At 61.5% G+C, this 13,447-nt stretch carries 15 protein-coding genes and 2 pseudogenes; 4 read left to right on the top strand and 13 right to left on the bottom strand.

Annotated features, from left to right (window positions below):
- Nucleotides 1–68: 68 nt before the first annotated feature.
- The 6 genes and pseudogenes from AC3IYG_RS23240 to merR all read right to left on the bottom strand — a co-directional run bounded on the left by AC3IYG_RS23240 (nucleotide 69) and on the right by merR (nucleotide 4,490).
- Complete coding sequence (locus tag AC3IYG_RS23240; protein WP_489332315.1) at nucleotides 69–362, bottom strand: hypothetical protein; 294 nt, start codon at nucleotides 360–362, stop codon at nucleotides 69–71.
- Nucleotides 363–466: 104 nt separating this feature from the next.
- Nucleotides 467–838 carry a c-type cytochrome gene (locus tag AC3IYG_RS23235; protein WP_023082850.1) on the bottom strand — a complete coding sequence of 124 codons (372 nt, stop codon included), beginning with the start codon at nucleotides 836–838 and terminating at the stop codon, nucleotides 467–469.
- Nucleotides 835–2,292 (bottom strand): flavin monoamine oxidase family protein, encoded by a 1,458-nt coding sequence (locus AC3IYG_RS23230; protein ID WP_023082851.1) that lies wholly within the window; start codon nucleotides 2,290–2,292, stop codon nucleotides 835–837. Before AC3IYG_RS23230 ends, AC3IYG_RS23235 begins: the two co-directional genes overlap by 4 nt.
- A gap of 194 nt (nucleotides 2,293–2,486) precedes the next feature.
- Entirely contained in the window at nucleotides 2,487–3,488 is a 1,002-nt protein-coding gene (gene qhpR, locus AC3IYG_RS23225) for an AraC-like transcriptional regulator QhpR (RefSeq protein ID WP_037015371.1), read from the bottom strand.
- Nucleotides 3,489–3,697: 209 nt separating this feature from the next.
- Nucleotides 3,698–4,000: pseudogene (locus tag AC3IYG_RS23220) on the bottom strand (ATP-binding protein); the annotation flags it as partial.
- A 91-nt stretch (nucleotides 4,001–4,091) separates the two neighbouring features.
- Complete coding sequence (gene merR, locus AC3IYG_RS23215) at nucleotides 4,092–4,490, bottom strand: mercury resistance transcriptional regulator MerR (protein WP_003089120.1); 399 nt, start codon at nucleotides 4,488–4,490, stop codon at nucleotides 4,092–4,094.
- A gap of 74 nt (nucleotides 4,491–4,564) precedes the next feature.
- On the opposite strand from merR, the gene AC3IYG_RS23210 reads away from it, so the two are divergent.
- From AC3IYG_RS23210 to AC3IYG_RS23200, 3 genes are read left to right on the top strand one after another with little or no spacing between them, the layout of a single operon-like run.
- Complete coding sequence (locus AC3IYG_RS23210; protein ID WP_003089115.1) at nucleotides 4,565–4,915, top strand: mercuric transporter MerT family protein; 351 nt, start codon at nucleotides 4,565–4,567, stop codon at nucleotides 4,913–4,915.
- Nucleotides 4,916–4,927: 12 nt separating this feature from the next.
- On the top strand, nucleotides 4,928–5,203 hold the full coding sequence (gene merP, locus AC3IYG_RS23205) for a mercury resistance system periplasmic binding protein MerP (protein WP_003150552.1): 276 nt from the start codon (nucleotides 4,928–4,930) through the stop codon (nucleotides 5,201–5,203).
- 7 nt (nucleotides 5,204–5,210) lie between these two features.
- Nucleotides 5,211–5,423: a GDCCVxC domain-containing (seleno)protein gene (locus tag AC3IYG_RS23200; RefSeq protein ID WP_003089113.1), complete on the top strand. Its 213-nt coding sequence runs from the start codon at nucleotides 5,211–5,213 to the stop codon at nucleotides 5,421–5,423.
- Between the two features lie 12 nt (nucleotides 5,424–5,435).
- Here the strand turns inward: AC3IYG_RS23200 and AC3IYG_RS23195 are convergent, their stop codons facing one another.
- Genes AC3IYG_RS23195 through AC3IYG_RS23185 form a run of 3 tightly spaced genes read right to left on the bottom strand, consistent with a single transcriptional unit; the run spans nucleotide 5,436 to nucleotide 9,082 of the window.
- On the bottom strand, nucleotides 5,436–8,429 hold the full coding sequence (locus tag AC3IYG_RS23195; protein ID WP_003299771.1) for a Tn3 family transposase: 2,994 nt from the start codon (nucleotides 8,427–8,429) through the stop codon (nucleotides 5,436–5,438).
- A gap of 3 nt (nucleotides 8,430–8,432) precedes the next feature.
- Entirely contained in the window at nucleotides 8,433–8,843 is a 411-nt protein-coding gene (locus tag AC3IYG_RS23190) for a putative toxin-antitoxin system toxin component, PIN family (RefSeq protein WP_003150546.1), read from the bottom strand.
- On the bottom strand, nucleotides 8,843–9,082 hold the full coding sequence (locus AC3IYG_RS23185; RefSeq protein ID WP_003089107.1) for a ribbon-helix-helix domain-containing protein: 240 nt from the start codon (nucleotides 9,080–9,082) through the stop codon (nucleotides 8,843–8,845). The genes AC3IYG_RS23190 and AC3IYG_RS23185 overlap by 1 nt, the downstream gene beginning before the upstream one ends.
- 201 nt (nucleotides 9,083–9,283) lie before the next feature.
- On the opposite strand from AC3IYG_RS23185, the gene AC3IYG_RS23180 reads away from it, so the two are divergent.
- Complete coding sequence (locus tag AC3IYG_RS23180) at nucleotides 9,284–10,213, top strand: recombinase family protein (RefSeq protein WP_003150544.1); 930 nt, start codon at nucleotides 9,284–9,286, stop codon at nucleotides 10,211–10,213.
- Between the two features lie 34 nt (nucleotides 10,214–10,247).
- Here the strand turns inward: AC3IYG_RS23180 and AC3IYG_RS23175 are convergent.
- The 4 genes and pseudogenes from AC3IYG_RS23175 to AC3IYG_RS23160 all read right to left on the bottom strand — a co-directional run.
- Nucleotides 10,248–10,985 (bottom strand): annotated as a pseudogene (locus AC3IYG_RS23175) (IS1380-like element ISPa33 family transposase); the annotation flags it as partial.
- Between the two features lie 57 nt (nucleotides 10,986–11,042).
- On the bottom strand, nucleotides 11,043–11,687 hold the full coding sequence (locus AC3IYG_RS23170) for an AraC family transcriptional regulator (RefSeq protein WP_258189466.1): 645 nt from the start codon (nucleotides 11,685–11,687) through the stop codon (nucleotides 11,043–11,045).
- A 147-nt stretch (nucleotides 11,688–11,834) separates the two neighbouring features.
- The gene (locus AC3IYG_RS23165) at nucleotides 11,835–12,254 is read right to left on the bottom strand and encodes a hypothetical protein (protein WP_181087132.1); all 420 of its coding nucleotides are present in this window, start codon (nucleotides 12,252–12,254) and stop codon (nucleotides 11,835–11,837) included.
- Nucleotides 12,255–12,477: 223 nt separating this feature from the next.
- The gene (locus AC3IYG_RS23160) at nucleotides 12,478–13,437 is read right to left on the bottom strand and encodes a WD40/YVTN/BNR-like repeat-containing protein (RefSeq protein ID WP_181087133.1); all 960 of its coding nucleotides are present in this window, start codon (nucleotides 13,435–13,437) and stop codon (nucleotides 12,478–12,480) included.
- Nucleotides 13,438–13,447: the final 10 nt, after the last annotated feature.

Here is a 13,447-nt window from a genome sequence, read left to right as displayed (position 1 = left end):
GACGAGCAGGGCAGAAGGTACGAAGGGGCTGGAATCCGGTGATATCAAAAAAGTGCAAATCGCTTGGATCAGGAAAGGCTTTCGCGTACGGCGCCATTCCTGGCGACTTGCATGGCGCACCAGAGGAATCCCAGGCCGGAGCCGAGGTACACGGCAATCAGCCCCCAACCGAGCACATTCATCAGCCCGGCCAGTTGCACCTGGACCAGCAAGGCCACGACGGAACAGTCGACTGCGGTCAGAAGCAGCGCGTTGCGCGCCGGCAGGTCTGAGTTGCTGCGGACGAACCACAGCTCGATGGCGATCCCCAGGTAGACCAGGCCCAGAATGCGGCCCAGCAACGTGCCGGCGTCACCCAGCACCAATCCCGTCCACTAGAAGATCAGGTTGGGGTCGAAAGCCAGCAGCAGGGCCAGACCGACAGTCAGCACGCTCTTGGGGCGAGTGAAGAGAGTGATGTTCATGACTAGCTCCTGTTCTGCTGTTCGAGGAAGCAGATGATGTTTTGCCGATCGTCCTGCTTGCGCAGGCCGCCAAACGCCATCGCGGTACCCGGCAGGAAATTCATCGGGCCGCTCAGGAAGGCATCGAGCTTTTCCGCGTTCCAGGTGAAGCCGGCCTGCTCCAGGGTCGGCGTGTAGCCAAAGCCCTGCGCCGTACCGACCTTGCGGCCATACACGTCATGCAGACGCGGACCGACCTTGTGCTCCGCCAGCGAATGGCAGGCGGTGCACTTGGACTCGAACAGCTTTTGGCCGGCCGCGGCATCGCAAGCCGCCGCGGCCGTGCCGGAGATGGCGCAGAGGCCAAGGGCGAGAAGGAAACCAAGCTGCTTCATCCCAGCAGCTCCTTGACGAGCAGGGCCGCCTTGCCGCCCCCGCCGATGGCGCCGTCGATGAATCCGCGCCAACCCTCGCCGTGGTCGCCCTGGGCGAAGAACATGCGGCTACCCGGAGCCTTGCCGAAGTGATCGGCATACTTGCCGTACCAGCCGGGTCGGTAGCTGGCCCAGGTTCCCCGGCTGTAGGGGTCGAGGTTCCAGTCGTAACCGAAGCAGTCTTCCACTTCCATTTCCGGGAAGAAGGACTGCATGACCTGCTGCACGGCGTCCCGATCCAGGACGTCGAGCTTGGCGGGATCGTCGCCAAAGCCGATGAACAGCGTGTGGTCCTCGGCCTTGGCGTAGGTGAACACCACATTGAGGGGATGATCCGAGTCGGCCAGACCATACAGCTTGCCTTCCCCACCGACCTTGCCCTTGACCTTGATGACCGCCTTGACTCCGGTGCCGGCGTGCCGTTCGTGAGCGGCCTCGATCAGCTTGGGGTCCAGCGCCGGAGAGAACTCGATGTTGGGCAGCACGTTCATCGGCAGCGCCAGGACCACGCTGCCCGCCACAATGCGCTCACCCTTCTGGGTGGTGACGACCACGTGGTCGCCCTTGTCCTCGACCTTCTTCACCGGCGTAGACAGCCGCACTTCGGGCTTGCCGTCTTCGATCATCGCGTTGATCAAGCTGATGGTGCCGTCCTTGAAGGTGTAGCGAGTGAGCGAGTCGTTGAGGACCGACAGGTTGTAACCCGGCAGGGCCCACCAACGTGCCATCTCGTTGTAGGAAACCTGGTCAGAGGGGCAATGGGACATACCCACCAGATACGAGTCCACGGCAGCGCGATGCACAGGGTTGAGCTTCAACTGGTCGAGGCGATCACGGGCACTCAGGCTGTCCTGCGCCATGAGCTTGTTCCAGCGGAAGCGGGAGTCGTAGGGACGTTCCCAGATGTCGCGAGCGTCCGCGAAGTAGGTATCGAACGCTTGCAGCACCGGCAGCAGCTCTTCGCCAGCAAGTTGCGTCCGCTTGCCTTCCGCCAGGATCACCATGGTTTCCAGTGACGATTCAGCGCGTTCCGGGGATTCGATGACCTTCAGGCCATAGCGCTGGGTCTCGGCCCAGACGAAGGGCTGGGTCCAGTGAATCCAGGTTCCGCCCAGCTCCACCTTGTGGCCGGCGAACTCGGTGCTGAAGGTGCGACCGCCAAGGCGATTGCGCGCCTCCAGCACCAGCGTCTTGTAGCCATTCTTGCGACAGTCACGGGCGGCGGTGACACCGGCGAAGCCGCCGCCGATCACCACCACGTCGTAATCGCAACCCGCGGTCTTGCAGCCTTTCTGTTCAGCGCCCATGGCATTTGCCATGACCCCTGCGCCTGCCACCACAACCGCGCCAGCCCCGGCGCCACGCAGGAAACCACGACGACTGACGCCCTTGGCGTCGTCTTTTTCATCGGCCATCGACCCACACCTCATTTGTCATTGTTCTTGAAGTGAAGGGCGCAAGAAGCTGCCAGCTGAGCGATGTACGTCAGCCTGAAGTCACGCCCATCTGCGGGGATAAGCTATGCGACGCCCCCAGGCGCAGGCTTGGCAGCTCATGACAAAATCGTTGGCAGCGGATGACAATCCGCTCGGAAGGTGGGCGGCTCGATTCAGGATCGGCCGCGTTGGCGGAACTGCTGGGGAGTCAGTTGGGTCCAGCGGCGGAAGGCTCGGCAGAAGGAACTGGCTTCGGAGTAACCGAGCAGCAGTGCGATCTCCGTCAGGCTGTAGTCGGATTGCATCACATAGCTCTCGGCCAGGGAGCGGCGCACATCCTCCACCAACTGGCTGAACCCGACGTTCTGCTCGGCCAAACGCCTCTGCAATGTACGAACGCCAATCTTCAGGTCGCTGGCCACCTGCTCCAGGCTGGCACAGCCACTGCTCAGGCTGCTGGCAATGTGGTGGGCGACCTGGCTGAGCACGTCTGTCGACGCCGCCCGGCTTTGCCGCTGCTGTTCAAGGAAGGGCTCGAGGGCCTGGAACAGGCGCTGATCGGCGGTGCGGATTGGCATGTCCAGCAACTCGCGTGAGAAGTACAGCCGATTGTCCGGCTGCTCGAAGCGAATGGGACACCCAAATACCTCGCGGTGGGAGGCCAGGTCGCTGGGGGCCCGATGCTCGAAATCCACTCGAACAGGTGACAGCTGCGGATTCCGGGTCACCTCACGAAGCAGGTTGAGGATGGTGCAAATGGTGAATTCCGCATCCTGGCGACGCTGCACGATGGACGCGTCGGTGACCCGATAGGCCAGGCTAATCCGCTTGCCGTTGTCCTCGAAGTCCAGTTGCGTGGCCTGGGTCAACACCACCATGAAGCGGCTCAGGCTCCGCAGTACCAATTGCATGGAAGGGGCACAGCGTATGGCATGGCCATAGGCACCGAACTCACTGCTCTCAGTGCGCATGGCCACCTCCAGGCCAATGGTCGGTGAAACCTCGCTACCAAGCACCTCCCAGAGGGCGACGTACTTTGTCACTGGAATTTCTGATTCCGGTGCGCTGAGAATCTGCTCGCGCAGTCCGACAGCAGCGAGGTGCGGGCGAAACAACTCTGCGTTGCGACGGAAGAAGCTTTCGGCAAGGACGGTATGGCAGCTAGACGACGGCATTGAACGCCCTGGGATGTTGGTGCTGATGGAAAATTGACCCACCCTGCCGATTGAAATTTGACCCAGGGCGGATTGCTGATTTCTATATCAGCAACTGTGGATAAGTCTATCAGCGCAGCTGCTTTAAAATCCCTTCCTTTCGATCGCCCCAAGTGGCGACTGAAGACCTGCCACATGTCGTCATGCAGCAGGCCATCCTTTCCCTAAAATCAAAACGGTTCGTCGTCCACCGGCTTCTGATCGTCCTTGCGTTTTCGCTCCCGTGATTTGATCTTTGCCTGAGCCGCCAAGCTGCTGTGTTGCAGGCGGTAGGACTCGTTGCCCGTTTCGACGATGTGGCAGTGGTGCGTAAGCCGATCCAGCAGGGCGGTGGTCATCTTGGCGTCGCCGAGCACGCGCGACCATTCTGCGAAGCTCAGGTTGGTCGTGATCACGACGCTGGTGTGCTCGTACAGCTTGGACAGCAGGTGAAAAAGCAGAGCACCGCCAGCCTGACTGAATGGCAAGTAACCGGGGTTTGGGGAGCAATGGAACCAAAAACCAACGTAAGCTCTGAATCCCACCGTAAAGGGGCTTTCCGATCTCCAGCTCACCCGCCAGGCATTACTCTCTGATCAGTGCCTCGATGATCGGGCAGATCGTTCCGCCGTCTCCCGCATCACATTGCTGCACCAGTTCGCCTAACAGTTGCTGCATGACGACCAAGTCGGCCATCTTCTGCTCGATCAACGCGAGCTTGCGTGCAGCCCGTGCTCGCGTTTCGGCACAGGCGCACGACTCATCCAGCGTCAGCAGTCCACCGACTTCCGAGAGCGTGAAACCCAGCGCCTGAGCCCGCTTGATGAAACGCAGTCGCTTCACCATGTCCACCGGATAGCGCCGATGGCCACCCAAGGGTTTGGCTGGTTCATCCAGCAGCCCGCGTCGCTGGTAGTAGCGGATCGTCTCGACGTTCACCCCGGCGGCGTCTGCCAGCTTGCCAATGGTCAGCTCTGTGGCCATCACTTTCTCCTTGATTCCGTACTTTGGTACGGAGTTTAGAATAGCACCTAGGCAATCAGGCTCAGGAGATGGGAATGGGGATGCAACTCACCGGGAAAGGCTCGCTGGTCGCGAGTTCGCTGACCGCCATCGGTGCGTCGGTGTGCTGTGTCGGGCCACTGGTGCTGTTGGCACTCGGTGTCGGCGGTACGTGGGTGGGCGCTCTGACCATGATGGAGCCACTACGCCCCCTCTTCATCGGGTTGACTCTACTGTTCCTGGGATTGGCATTCCGCAAGCTCTACCTGGTGCCACAGGTTTGTACGCCAGGTACACCCTGCGCCGATCCGCGCACGCTCGTGCGACAGCGACTCGTGTTCTGGATCGTCAGCGTGCTGCTGCTCGGCCTATTGGCCGTGCCGTGGCTCGCCCCGCTGTTCTACTGAAGGAGATTAACCATGCGCAAACTGCTGATCGCCGTGCTTTTCGCCTTGCCCTTCGTGGCGCTGGCGGCTCCCCCGAAAACCGTCACGCTCGACGTGCAGAACATGACGTGCGGACTCTGTCCGATCACGGTCAAGAAGTCGCTGGAGAAGGTGTCCGGCGTGAGTGACGTCCAGGTCAATTTCGACCAGAAGACGGCGACCGTCACCTACGATCCCGATAAGGCCCAGCCCGAGGCACTGACTGAGGCGACCGCGAACGCGGGATACCCCTCCACAGTGCAGAAGTGAGGTCACGATGAGCGCCATTGTCCTTGAGTCCGTGCTGACTTGCCCGCGCTGCGGCTTCGCCAAGCCGGAAACCATGCCCACGGACGCCTGCCAGTTCTATTACGAGTGCAGCAACTGCAAGGCGCTGCTGCGCCCCAACCCAGGGGATTGCTGCGTTTTCTGTTCGTTCGGCTCGGTGAAGTGCCCGCCGATCCAGCAGCAGCTTGGGTGTTGCTCATAGCGTTTAGGGGGATCACAGGTCGTCGTCTGGATTACGCAGTGGCCGCAGCTCGCCGCGCGCAACTTCTTCCGGTACCGCAAAGGAATACCGCCCGAGCATGTTGATGTGCTCGTAGATCAGCGGCGATAGCCGGGCCAAATCCTCTTCCAGCACTGGATAGCCGTGCTGCTTGAGCCGTTCCACGGCCGCCGTCATGTAGAGGGTGTTCCACAGCACGATGATGTTCACCACCAGGCCCAGAGCACCGAGCTGGTCTTCCTGGCCTTCGCGGTAGCGCTGGCGGAGCTCGCCGCGTTTGCCGTGGAACACGGCGCGGGCCAGGCTGTGCCGGCCTTCGCCTCGGTTCAACTGGGTCAGGGTGGCGCGGCGCTTGGACTCGTCGTCGATATAGGTCAACGTGTGCAGAGTCTTTTCGATCCGCCCGAATTCGGCCAGCGCCTGGGCCAGCCGGGTGGGTCTATCTCCCGTTTGCAGCGTGCGCATGATGCCAGTCGCCGGCACCCGGCCGAGTTTGAGCGAGCCGGCCAGGCGCAGCAGGTCGTCCCAGTGCTCGGCGATCAGGTCGAGTTTGACCGACTGGCGGGCCAGCCCGTTGAGCTTGCCGTAGTCCGCGTCCGGGCGCGTGCGCCAGAAGCGGGTACCGCCGACATCGGCCAGCCGCGGACTGAAGTGGTAGCCAAGTAGGCGGAAGAGCCCGAACACCACATCGCTGTAGGCCCCGGTGTCGGTCATGATTTGCGTCGGCTGCAACTCGGTCTGCTGTTCCAGCACGACCGCCAGCAACACCAGGCTGTCGCGCAGCGTGCCGGGCACGGTGATGGCGTTGAGGCCGGAGAATTGGTCGGAAATCAGGTTGTACCAGGTGACACCCCGGCCGGTGCCGAAATACTTCGGATTGGGGCCGGCATGCACGGTGCGCACCGGTACGACGAAGCGCATGCCATCGGCGGAGGCGACCTCGCCGCCACCCCAGACTTGGGCCAGTTCCAGTTGGCTTTGCGCTCCGACCAGGATGGCGTTAGCCGCTGACAGGGTGTCGTCGCGGATATAATTCTGGCTGACCCAGGACAGCCGGTCACGGCGCAGCGCCGGGTTGTCGGTGCGGATCAAGGGCTCCAGGCCGGTGTTGCAGGCCCCGCCCAACAGCACCGCGCAGAGGCTGGTGACCAGGTTGTCGGCGCGTGCATTGCGTTCGGAGACATGGGTGAAGGCCTCGGAAAAGCCAGTGCGGGCGGCGATTTCCAAGAGGATTTCCGGCAGATCGACACGCGGCATCAGGTCAGACACGGCCGCCCGCAGTTGCAGCAACGAGCAGGGCTCGTCCAGCTTGTCCAGCGCCCCGAGCGACAGTTCGGTCTTGCCCTCGGTGTTCTCGCTCAGTTGAATCGCCGGGTTGTCGGGCAGGCGCGCGGCTACTGCCAGCCAGGTTGCATCCAGCTCGACGGACAAGGCGTCCAGGGTGGTTTTGGCGTCGATGGTCAGGCCCAGTGACCGGCAGATGATCGGTCGCGCCGCCAGCCATTCGGCACCGTCGAGCAGGCCAAGGCGCGGGTCGGCATAGCGCCAACTGGGCGAGACGAAGACATCGCGGCGGCGCAGGGCCGTGCGCAGCGCATCGAGCGTGCAGAACACATAGGCACCCATGTCGAGGGAGCCATCTTCGCGGGTGATGTGCTTCTGCCAAGCCTTGGCCACGATCTCCTGCGGCGCGTCATCCTCTGGCTTCCGGCGCGGCAGGTTCAGTTGCAGCCACTCCAGACTAGCCGCCACGCCCTTGCCGGCCGGGCTGAAGCCGAAGCGGATGTGCTTGAGCAGGTCGGGCAGGAAGCGGCGCACGCTGCGGTAGCGCGCTTCCAATGCAAGAAAATAGACGTCATCTACCGGGCGGATCAGCGCGTTGACCTCTTCCAGGGCCTTTTCCAGGGTGGTCCTCGGCAGGTCGTTGAACAGCCGGGCGCGCACGTTGTCATCGCTGATCGAGCTGTCCAGCACGACCTTGCACGCGGCGGCGAGCGTCGCGGCCGACCGATCCAGGTCTTTCAGGCTGCGCATGCGGGCTTTCTTGTCGGCCTTCTCCGCGTTGCTGAACAGGTCGCGCAGCAAGGCCTCCAGGACTTCCAGTGCGTCGTCGTGCGCAGTCGCCTCCAGGCAGAGTGCGAAGGCCACCAGTGTCGCCATCCGCCGCGACGCCGGCAGCCGATTAATCGCGGTGACCTTGGCCGTGTTGGCGAAGCGGGCCAGGGCGGCGATACGGCTGGGAGGGATGTGCGCCGCCGCCGGCAAGGTGATGCCGATGCCGCGCACGTCATCGAGCCGGCGCAGTGCCCGAATCAACGCGGGGCCACTGACCATGACCGGGCCGGAGCGCAATTGATCCAGCCGGGAGCTGCGGTTGCCTTCGGCCACCGTCAGCAAGTCTTGCAGTTGCAATCGCTGTTCCTCAGTCACGCTGCGGCCCAGCGTAAACCAGAGGCGTTCTTCGACCCGACTGCGCAACTGGGCGATAAAGCGCTCTAGTTGAGACACACCAGGCAGGAGGACTTTCTGTGTGAACAGCCACGAGGTGGCTCGCTCAAACAGCACTCCCGGCCGGTCGGTGCCCGTCCAGCAGAGGGCATACAGCCAGCGGCTCAAGCGAAAGCCGATGCCCGGATCGGTGAAATGACGATAGCCAAAGCGGTTCTGAATATCGGTGGCATGTATCCAGCGGCGATGATCGCTATAGCGCTGGAGGCAGTCGGGGTCTGGAATCGCCAGTTGTCGGCAAAGCACCTGCAGGACTTCCACCGGCACGGCGGCGGGCTTGTCCGGCAGAACGCCAACGAAGCGGACGGTGGTCAGCAGAACGGCATAACCCAGACGGTTATGGTTACCCCGCAGCACCTGGATGGCTTCACGGTCTTCATCGCTCAGGTGGAAGTAACGTTCCAGCTCTTCACGGCTGGGCGAATCAACATAGCGGCCAAAACCGTCGCGTTGCTCTTGAGTCAGAAAACCGACCGGCATTGATCACAGCACCTCGACGCAGAACACGGCGGGCGTGACGATCCGCGTGCGTTCGATGTGCCCGCGTTGCAGCAGGCCGGCGCGGCGATCACCGGTTACCAGGTAGTCCGCATCGCCCGCCAAGGCCATGGCCAGCAAAAACGAGTCATCCGGATCATCGGCTTCGACCTCGATGGTCAGGCGCTCCAGTACCACAGCCCGTTGCAGGTTATTGATCATGGCGCCCACCTTGGCGGGCTGTAGGATGGCCTGAAGCTTGGGATAGCGGCTGGCTCGACGAATTTCATCGAGTTGCATCCGCGAGGTCACCACCTCGAAACGCGCCGCCCGCCAGGCACGGTAGATCGCATCGGGCGCGCCATGTGGCGAGATCAGGGCGCTGAACAGGATGTTGGTATCCAACACGACCCGCATCAGCGCTTACGTGCCCAGTCGAGCGCTTCGTCAACCGCGTTGGTCAATTCTGCCTCACTCAGATGGGCGTTAGCGGCCTTGGCCTGCTCAGCGCTCAGCTCCAGGATGTGTGCCCGTACCGCTTCTTCGATGAAGCGCGACAGGTCGCCCTTACGGCCGCCGCCCTGGCTGGCCAGAAACATCCGAAGCGACTGGTCGGTGTCGGCCGAGACGGCGACATTCCAGCGAATGGTATTCATAGCGTTCTCCGCTAATAGGTGTTTGTGTGTTTATACGCCAATCACAAAGGGCGATGCAATGGTTCGACAAAACGAAGGTTTTGCCGAACTCTATCGAGGAATGGCTCGGTTCGTTAAGCTCCCCGCGCTACGGTTCAAATAACTGGTACGCTTAATCAAAGTTCAACTATTACTAACGTAGTCGAGTAAACAGTACTTTTGATGAAGATCGGTTATGCGCGAGTGAGCACTCGGGATCAGAAAGCCGACCTACAAGTCGATGCCCTGAAACAGGCCGGGTGCGAACGCATCTACCAAGACATCGCCAGCGGCGCGAAAAGCGCCCGGCCGGAGTTGGACAAACTGCTGGCCAACGTGCGGCCGGGTGATGCCGTGGTGATCTGGAAGCTGGATCGCCTTGGGCGTTCCCTCAAGCACCTGGTCGAGTTGGTCGGCGAGCTGGCAGAGCGCAAGGTCGGCTTACAGAGCCTGAATGACCCCATCGACACCACCCACGCCCAAGGCCGCCTGGTGTTCAACCTGTTCGCCTCGCTGGCGGAGTTCGAGCGCGAGCTGATCCGCGAGCGGACTCAGGCGGGTCTGTCGGCCGCACGGGCGCGTGGCCGGATCGGTGGCCGTCCCAAGGGCCTGCCAGCCAAGGCTGAGGCCACCGCCATGGCGGCCGAAACCCTCTACCGCGAAGGTCGCCTGAGCGTCAGCGCGATCGGCGAGAAGCTGCACATCTCCAAGAGCACGCTGTACAGCTACCTGCGCCACCGTGGTGTCGAGATCGGCGCGTACCAGAAGAGCGCCAGGTCACGCGACCAGCAGCCTTCGGCCGCGTCGCCGGCAGAGCCGCCCGCCGCCGAGCGGGTGGCCACCGTCACCCTGCGCCTCGCGGTGGTGAATAACAGCAAGTTCGTGCGCGGCCGGAAGCGGGCCACGGAGAACATTGAGCGCTACTGCCTGGAGCCCTATGGCATGAAGCGGCTGGATGCCGGCCACTATGAGTTGACCATTCCGTATCGGAGCGACGATGAGCTGGACAAGAGCGTGCATGACCTGCTGACCGAGATCAGCCAGGAGGCCGACATGCGCAACTGTTTTGTCGAGATGGGCGCCTGGGAAGAAGACACCGAAAAGCGTTGGTAGGGCTTACGTTGGTTTTTGGTTCCATTGCTCCCCAAACCCCATAATCCACCTGCTTGCGGTCACACCAGTCGAGCATGCGATGTCGGCAAAAACCGCCGTCACCGCGGAACACGATGCGGGTCTCTGGCCAGAAGCGGCGAATGAACTTGACCAGCAGTGCCAGGATGGCCCAACTGTGTCGGGCGCCATCGATGTTGCTCGGGCGCAAATAGCTCACCAGCAGATGGCGACCACAGAACACATAGAGCGGCAGGAAGCAGTAATGGTCGTAATAGCCATGGAAGAAGCGCCCTTCCTGATCACCATGCACCGGCACATCGGTCGCATCGAAGTCGAGCACGATCTCAGCCGGCGCCTGGTCATGCTGGGCGATGAAGTGCTCCCACAGCAGGCGATGGGCTTGCACCACCGTTTCGCGATCGGCTTGCTGTTCCAGGCGCCCCAGAGTGGATTTGCCGGCCAGCGGTTGCAGGCGGTTGACCGCAGTCTGCAGCGCGTAGTCATGGCGCAGGCCGTCATGATCGTTGAGATCCTCGTAGCCGGCGGCCAGTGCATAGATACGCTGGGCGAGCAGTGTCTGCAGTCCATGCTGGACACGCCCAGGATCACGCCGATCGGGAACGATTTTGGCCAGGCGGCGGGTCAAGCCATGTTGCCGGTCGACCTCGCGCAGCAGCAACAAGCCCGCATCCGAGGTGATGTGACCACCGGTGAAAGAGGCCTCGACGAGGCGGCGAGAGAGGGGTGAAAAGTGGAGTTTTTCTGGTAGCATTTTGTGCGCGGCTGAAGACTTATGGGGCTTTGTTTGGCGACAAGAATCATAAGGCTTTCAGCCGTTTTTGTTTATGCGGTCATGAGAAATCCGGGTTAGGATCGGCATCTCCAGCAGGCCAAGAGCAAACTCTATTCGATTATCGGGCCTATTGAAAAAAACCGGACAGCCAAACACCCCCTGGTAGACCGAATCATTGCTCAGCTTATTGTGCTCAAACTCCACCCGAAGGGGCTTAAGCGAGGAACACTTAGTTAGCTCACGCAGAATAGTGAGCGTTGCACTTATTGCATACTCGGCATCTTGACGCCGCTCAGTTACAAGTGGATCCACAACTTGGTAAATCAGCGTAACGGATTTGTCATCCACGCCAACTTCGATTCGCATACCTTGCGCGATCACCGCATAAAAATGACTGACGCATCGAAGCGCCAGTTGCATTGATGGCGCGCTACGTACCGCGTGGCCATAGGCACCCCAGTCGCTGCTTTGAGCCCGGGAGCCAATTTGCATGCCAATACTGGGCGAAACCTCACGCCCTACTACTTCCCACAAGGCCATGTACTGCGAAAGTGGAATTTCTGCATCAGGAGACTTCAGAAACTCTTCATCAAGCCCGACAGCCGCCAAATATGGTGCGAAGAGCTCAGCGTTCCGCACGAACAAACTTTCGCAAAAAACCGTGTAACAACGATCAGTCATAGTCAACATTCACCAAAGACGCGGCAAGAACAAATATTCCGGCACGTCCACACCAGATATTACTCCATCTACAGAATCCCTAGAGTCATTAAGCATATTCAGCTCCTGATAGCTGCAGCAAGCGAACAACACCAAGATTACTCTGCCTTATCGTGCGAGTTCTGACACACGAATGGCCTCATCACAGGCTGAGGAGTCTTCTGCCCATCGACGCTGCATGTATTTCATTGCCCTATCGTTGCCCCCACCCTGTGCACAGGCGTACGCATAGCTCTTGACGTTTACCAGAGACTGACGGCAGGCATGGTATGAAGTAAGAGCCTGCTTCTTCTGATAATGGTCTGGCCAACCGTCAAGCTTTCTCACGACGTCCTCTGCGACTTCATAGAGAAGGCCAGTGGCAGAGGGATTACGACAGGCCTCGTCCACCTTGATATACAAGGCCCGGGCTTCCCCGACCAGCACCTTGGCCTTACTCGCCGCTTCTGCATCAACATATCGGTCTTCAGCATGTGCCCACGCACAGGCTGGCCATGCCATAGCCAGGATTAAGTGAAAAGTTTTCATCTCTCGGCATCCTCTTGCGTAGCCCGATATCGTTGCGAGAGACATCGAGACATCCACATCCCTTCGCATACCCTCAATAGTCATCCAGCGCCTCTTCACCGTCGCCGCGCCGCCGAGATCAACGACGAAGGGGCTCTGACCCGCGGCGCCCTCTTCGACGGATGGAGGCCACAATCTGCCGGCAACGACTCGCGGTTTCAGCGCGAGTCGAACTGGACTGTCCTCAATCTTTTAATGGGACTACACCGCGACGTGAAAACAGCACAGGACGATCACCGTCGGCGAGTAACACTGCAGTCAGCGAGGCGCCCTCCGCGTCCTGCTGCTGAAACGAATGCCCTCCGTTGCGGCTACGCACAAGCAAGCCGTCAAGACCGGCGACCAGCACCTGGCGCCCCCCGGCGACTATCGCGGTGACCGAACTCTTGCTCTGCAGCGGCACCCTCCGCCAGTCGCTCCCATCTGCCGGGCCGTGCAATAAGGTGCCGCGCTGGCCACCAACCAGCAGCGAGCCATCGGCCAGCACAGCGCCCGCCCAAAGGGTGCCCTCGTAGCCGGTGTCCAGGTAGCGCCAGCTCTTGCCGAAATCAACGGAGTGCAGTAGTTGGCCACGCTCGGCGGTCGCGTACAGGCCGCCTTTGGCGTCGGCGAACAAACCCATCAGGTTGAGGTCGGCCCGCCCATAGCCCGGCGGCGCGTCCAGGGTCTGTTCGCGCCAGGTCTGGCCGCCATCGTCGGTGGTCAGCACCAGCGACCAAAGGCCGACTGCCACGCCCCGCCGGGCGTTGAAGAAATGCACGGCGAATAGCGGACGGTCCTCTTCGGTCGACAAGCGCTGGATCTGCCAGGAATCACCGCTGTCGGTGCTGGCCAGGATCGCCCCCCAGTGACCAACCGCCCAGCCATGCTGCGCGTCGGCGAAGCTGACTCCGGTCAGCGGTGTGGATACTGGCACCGCGCGGGCCTGGCGAAAGCTCTGGCCCAGGTCATCGGACAGCAGCACCACGCCATGGTCGCCCACGGCCACCATGCGCTCGCCCGCCCACACGGCATCGAGCATGGTCGCCGCACTGGCATGGCTCACCGGCAGGGCTCGCTCGGCGCGCAGCGGCTGCGCTTGCAGGATGGTGATAGGCAGCGCTGCGGCGAGCAGCGCGCTCAGTATGAAAAACGCGTATCGCATCTGCTCTCTC

The sequence above is a fragment of the Pseudomonas sp. KH_027 genome (assembly GCF_057838565.1).
The sequence above is the reverse complement of the archived record's forward strand: the minus strand, read 5'-3'. Positions and strand labels throughout refer to the sequence as shown.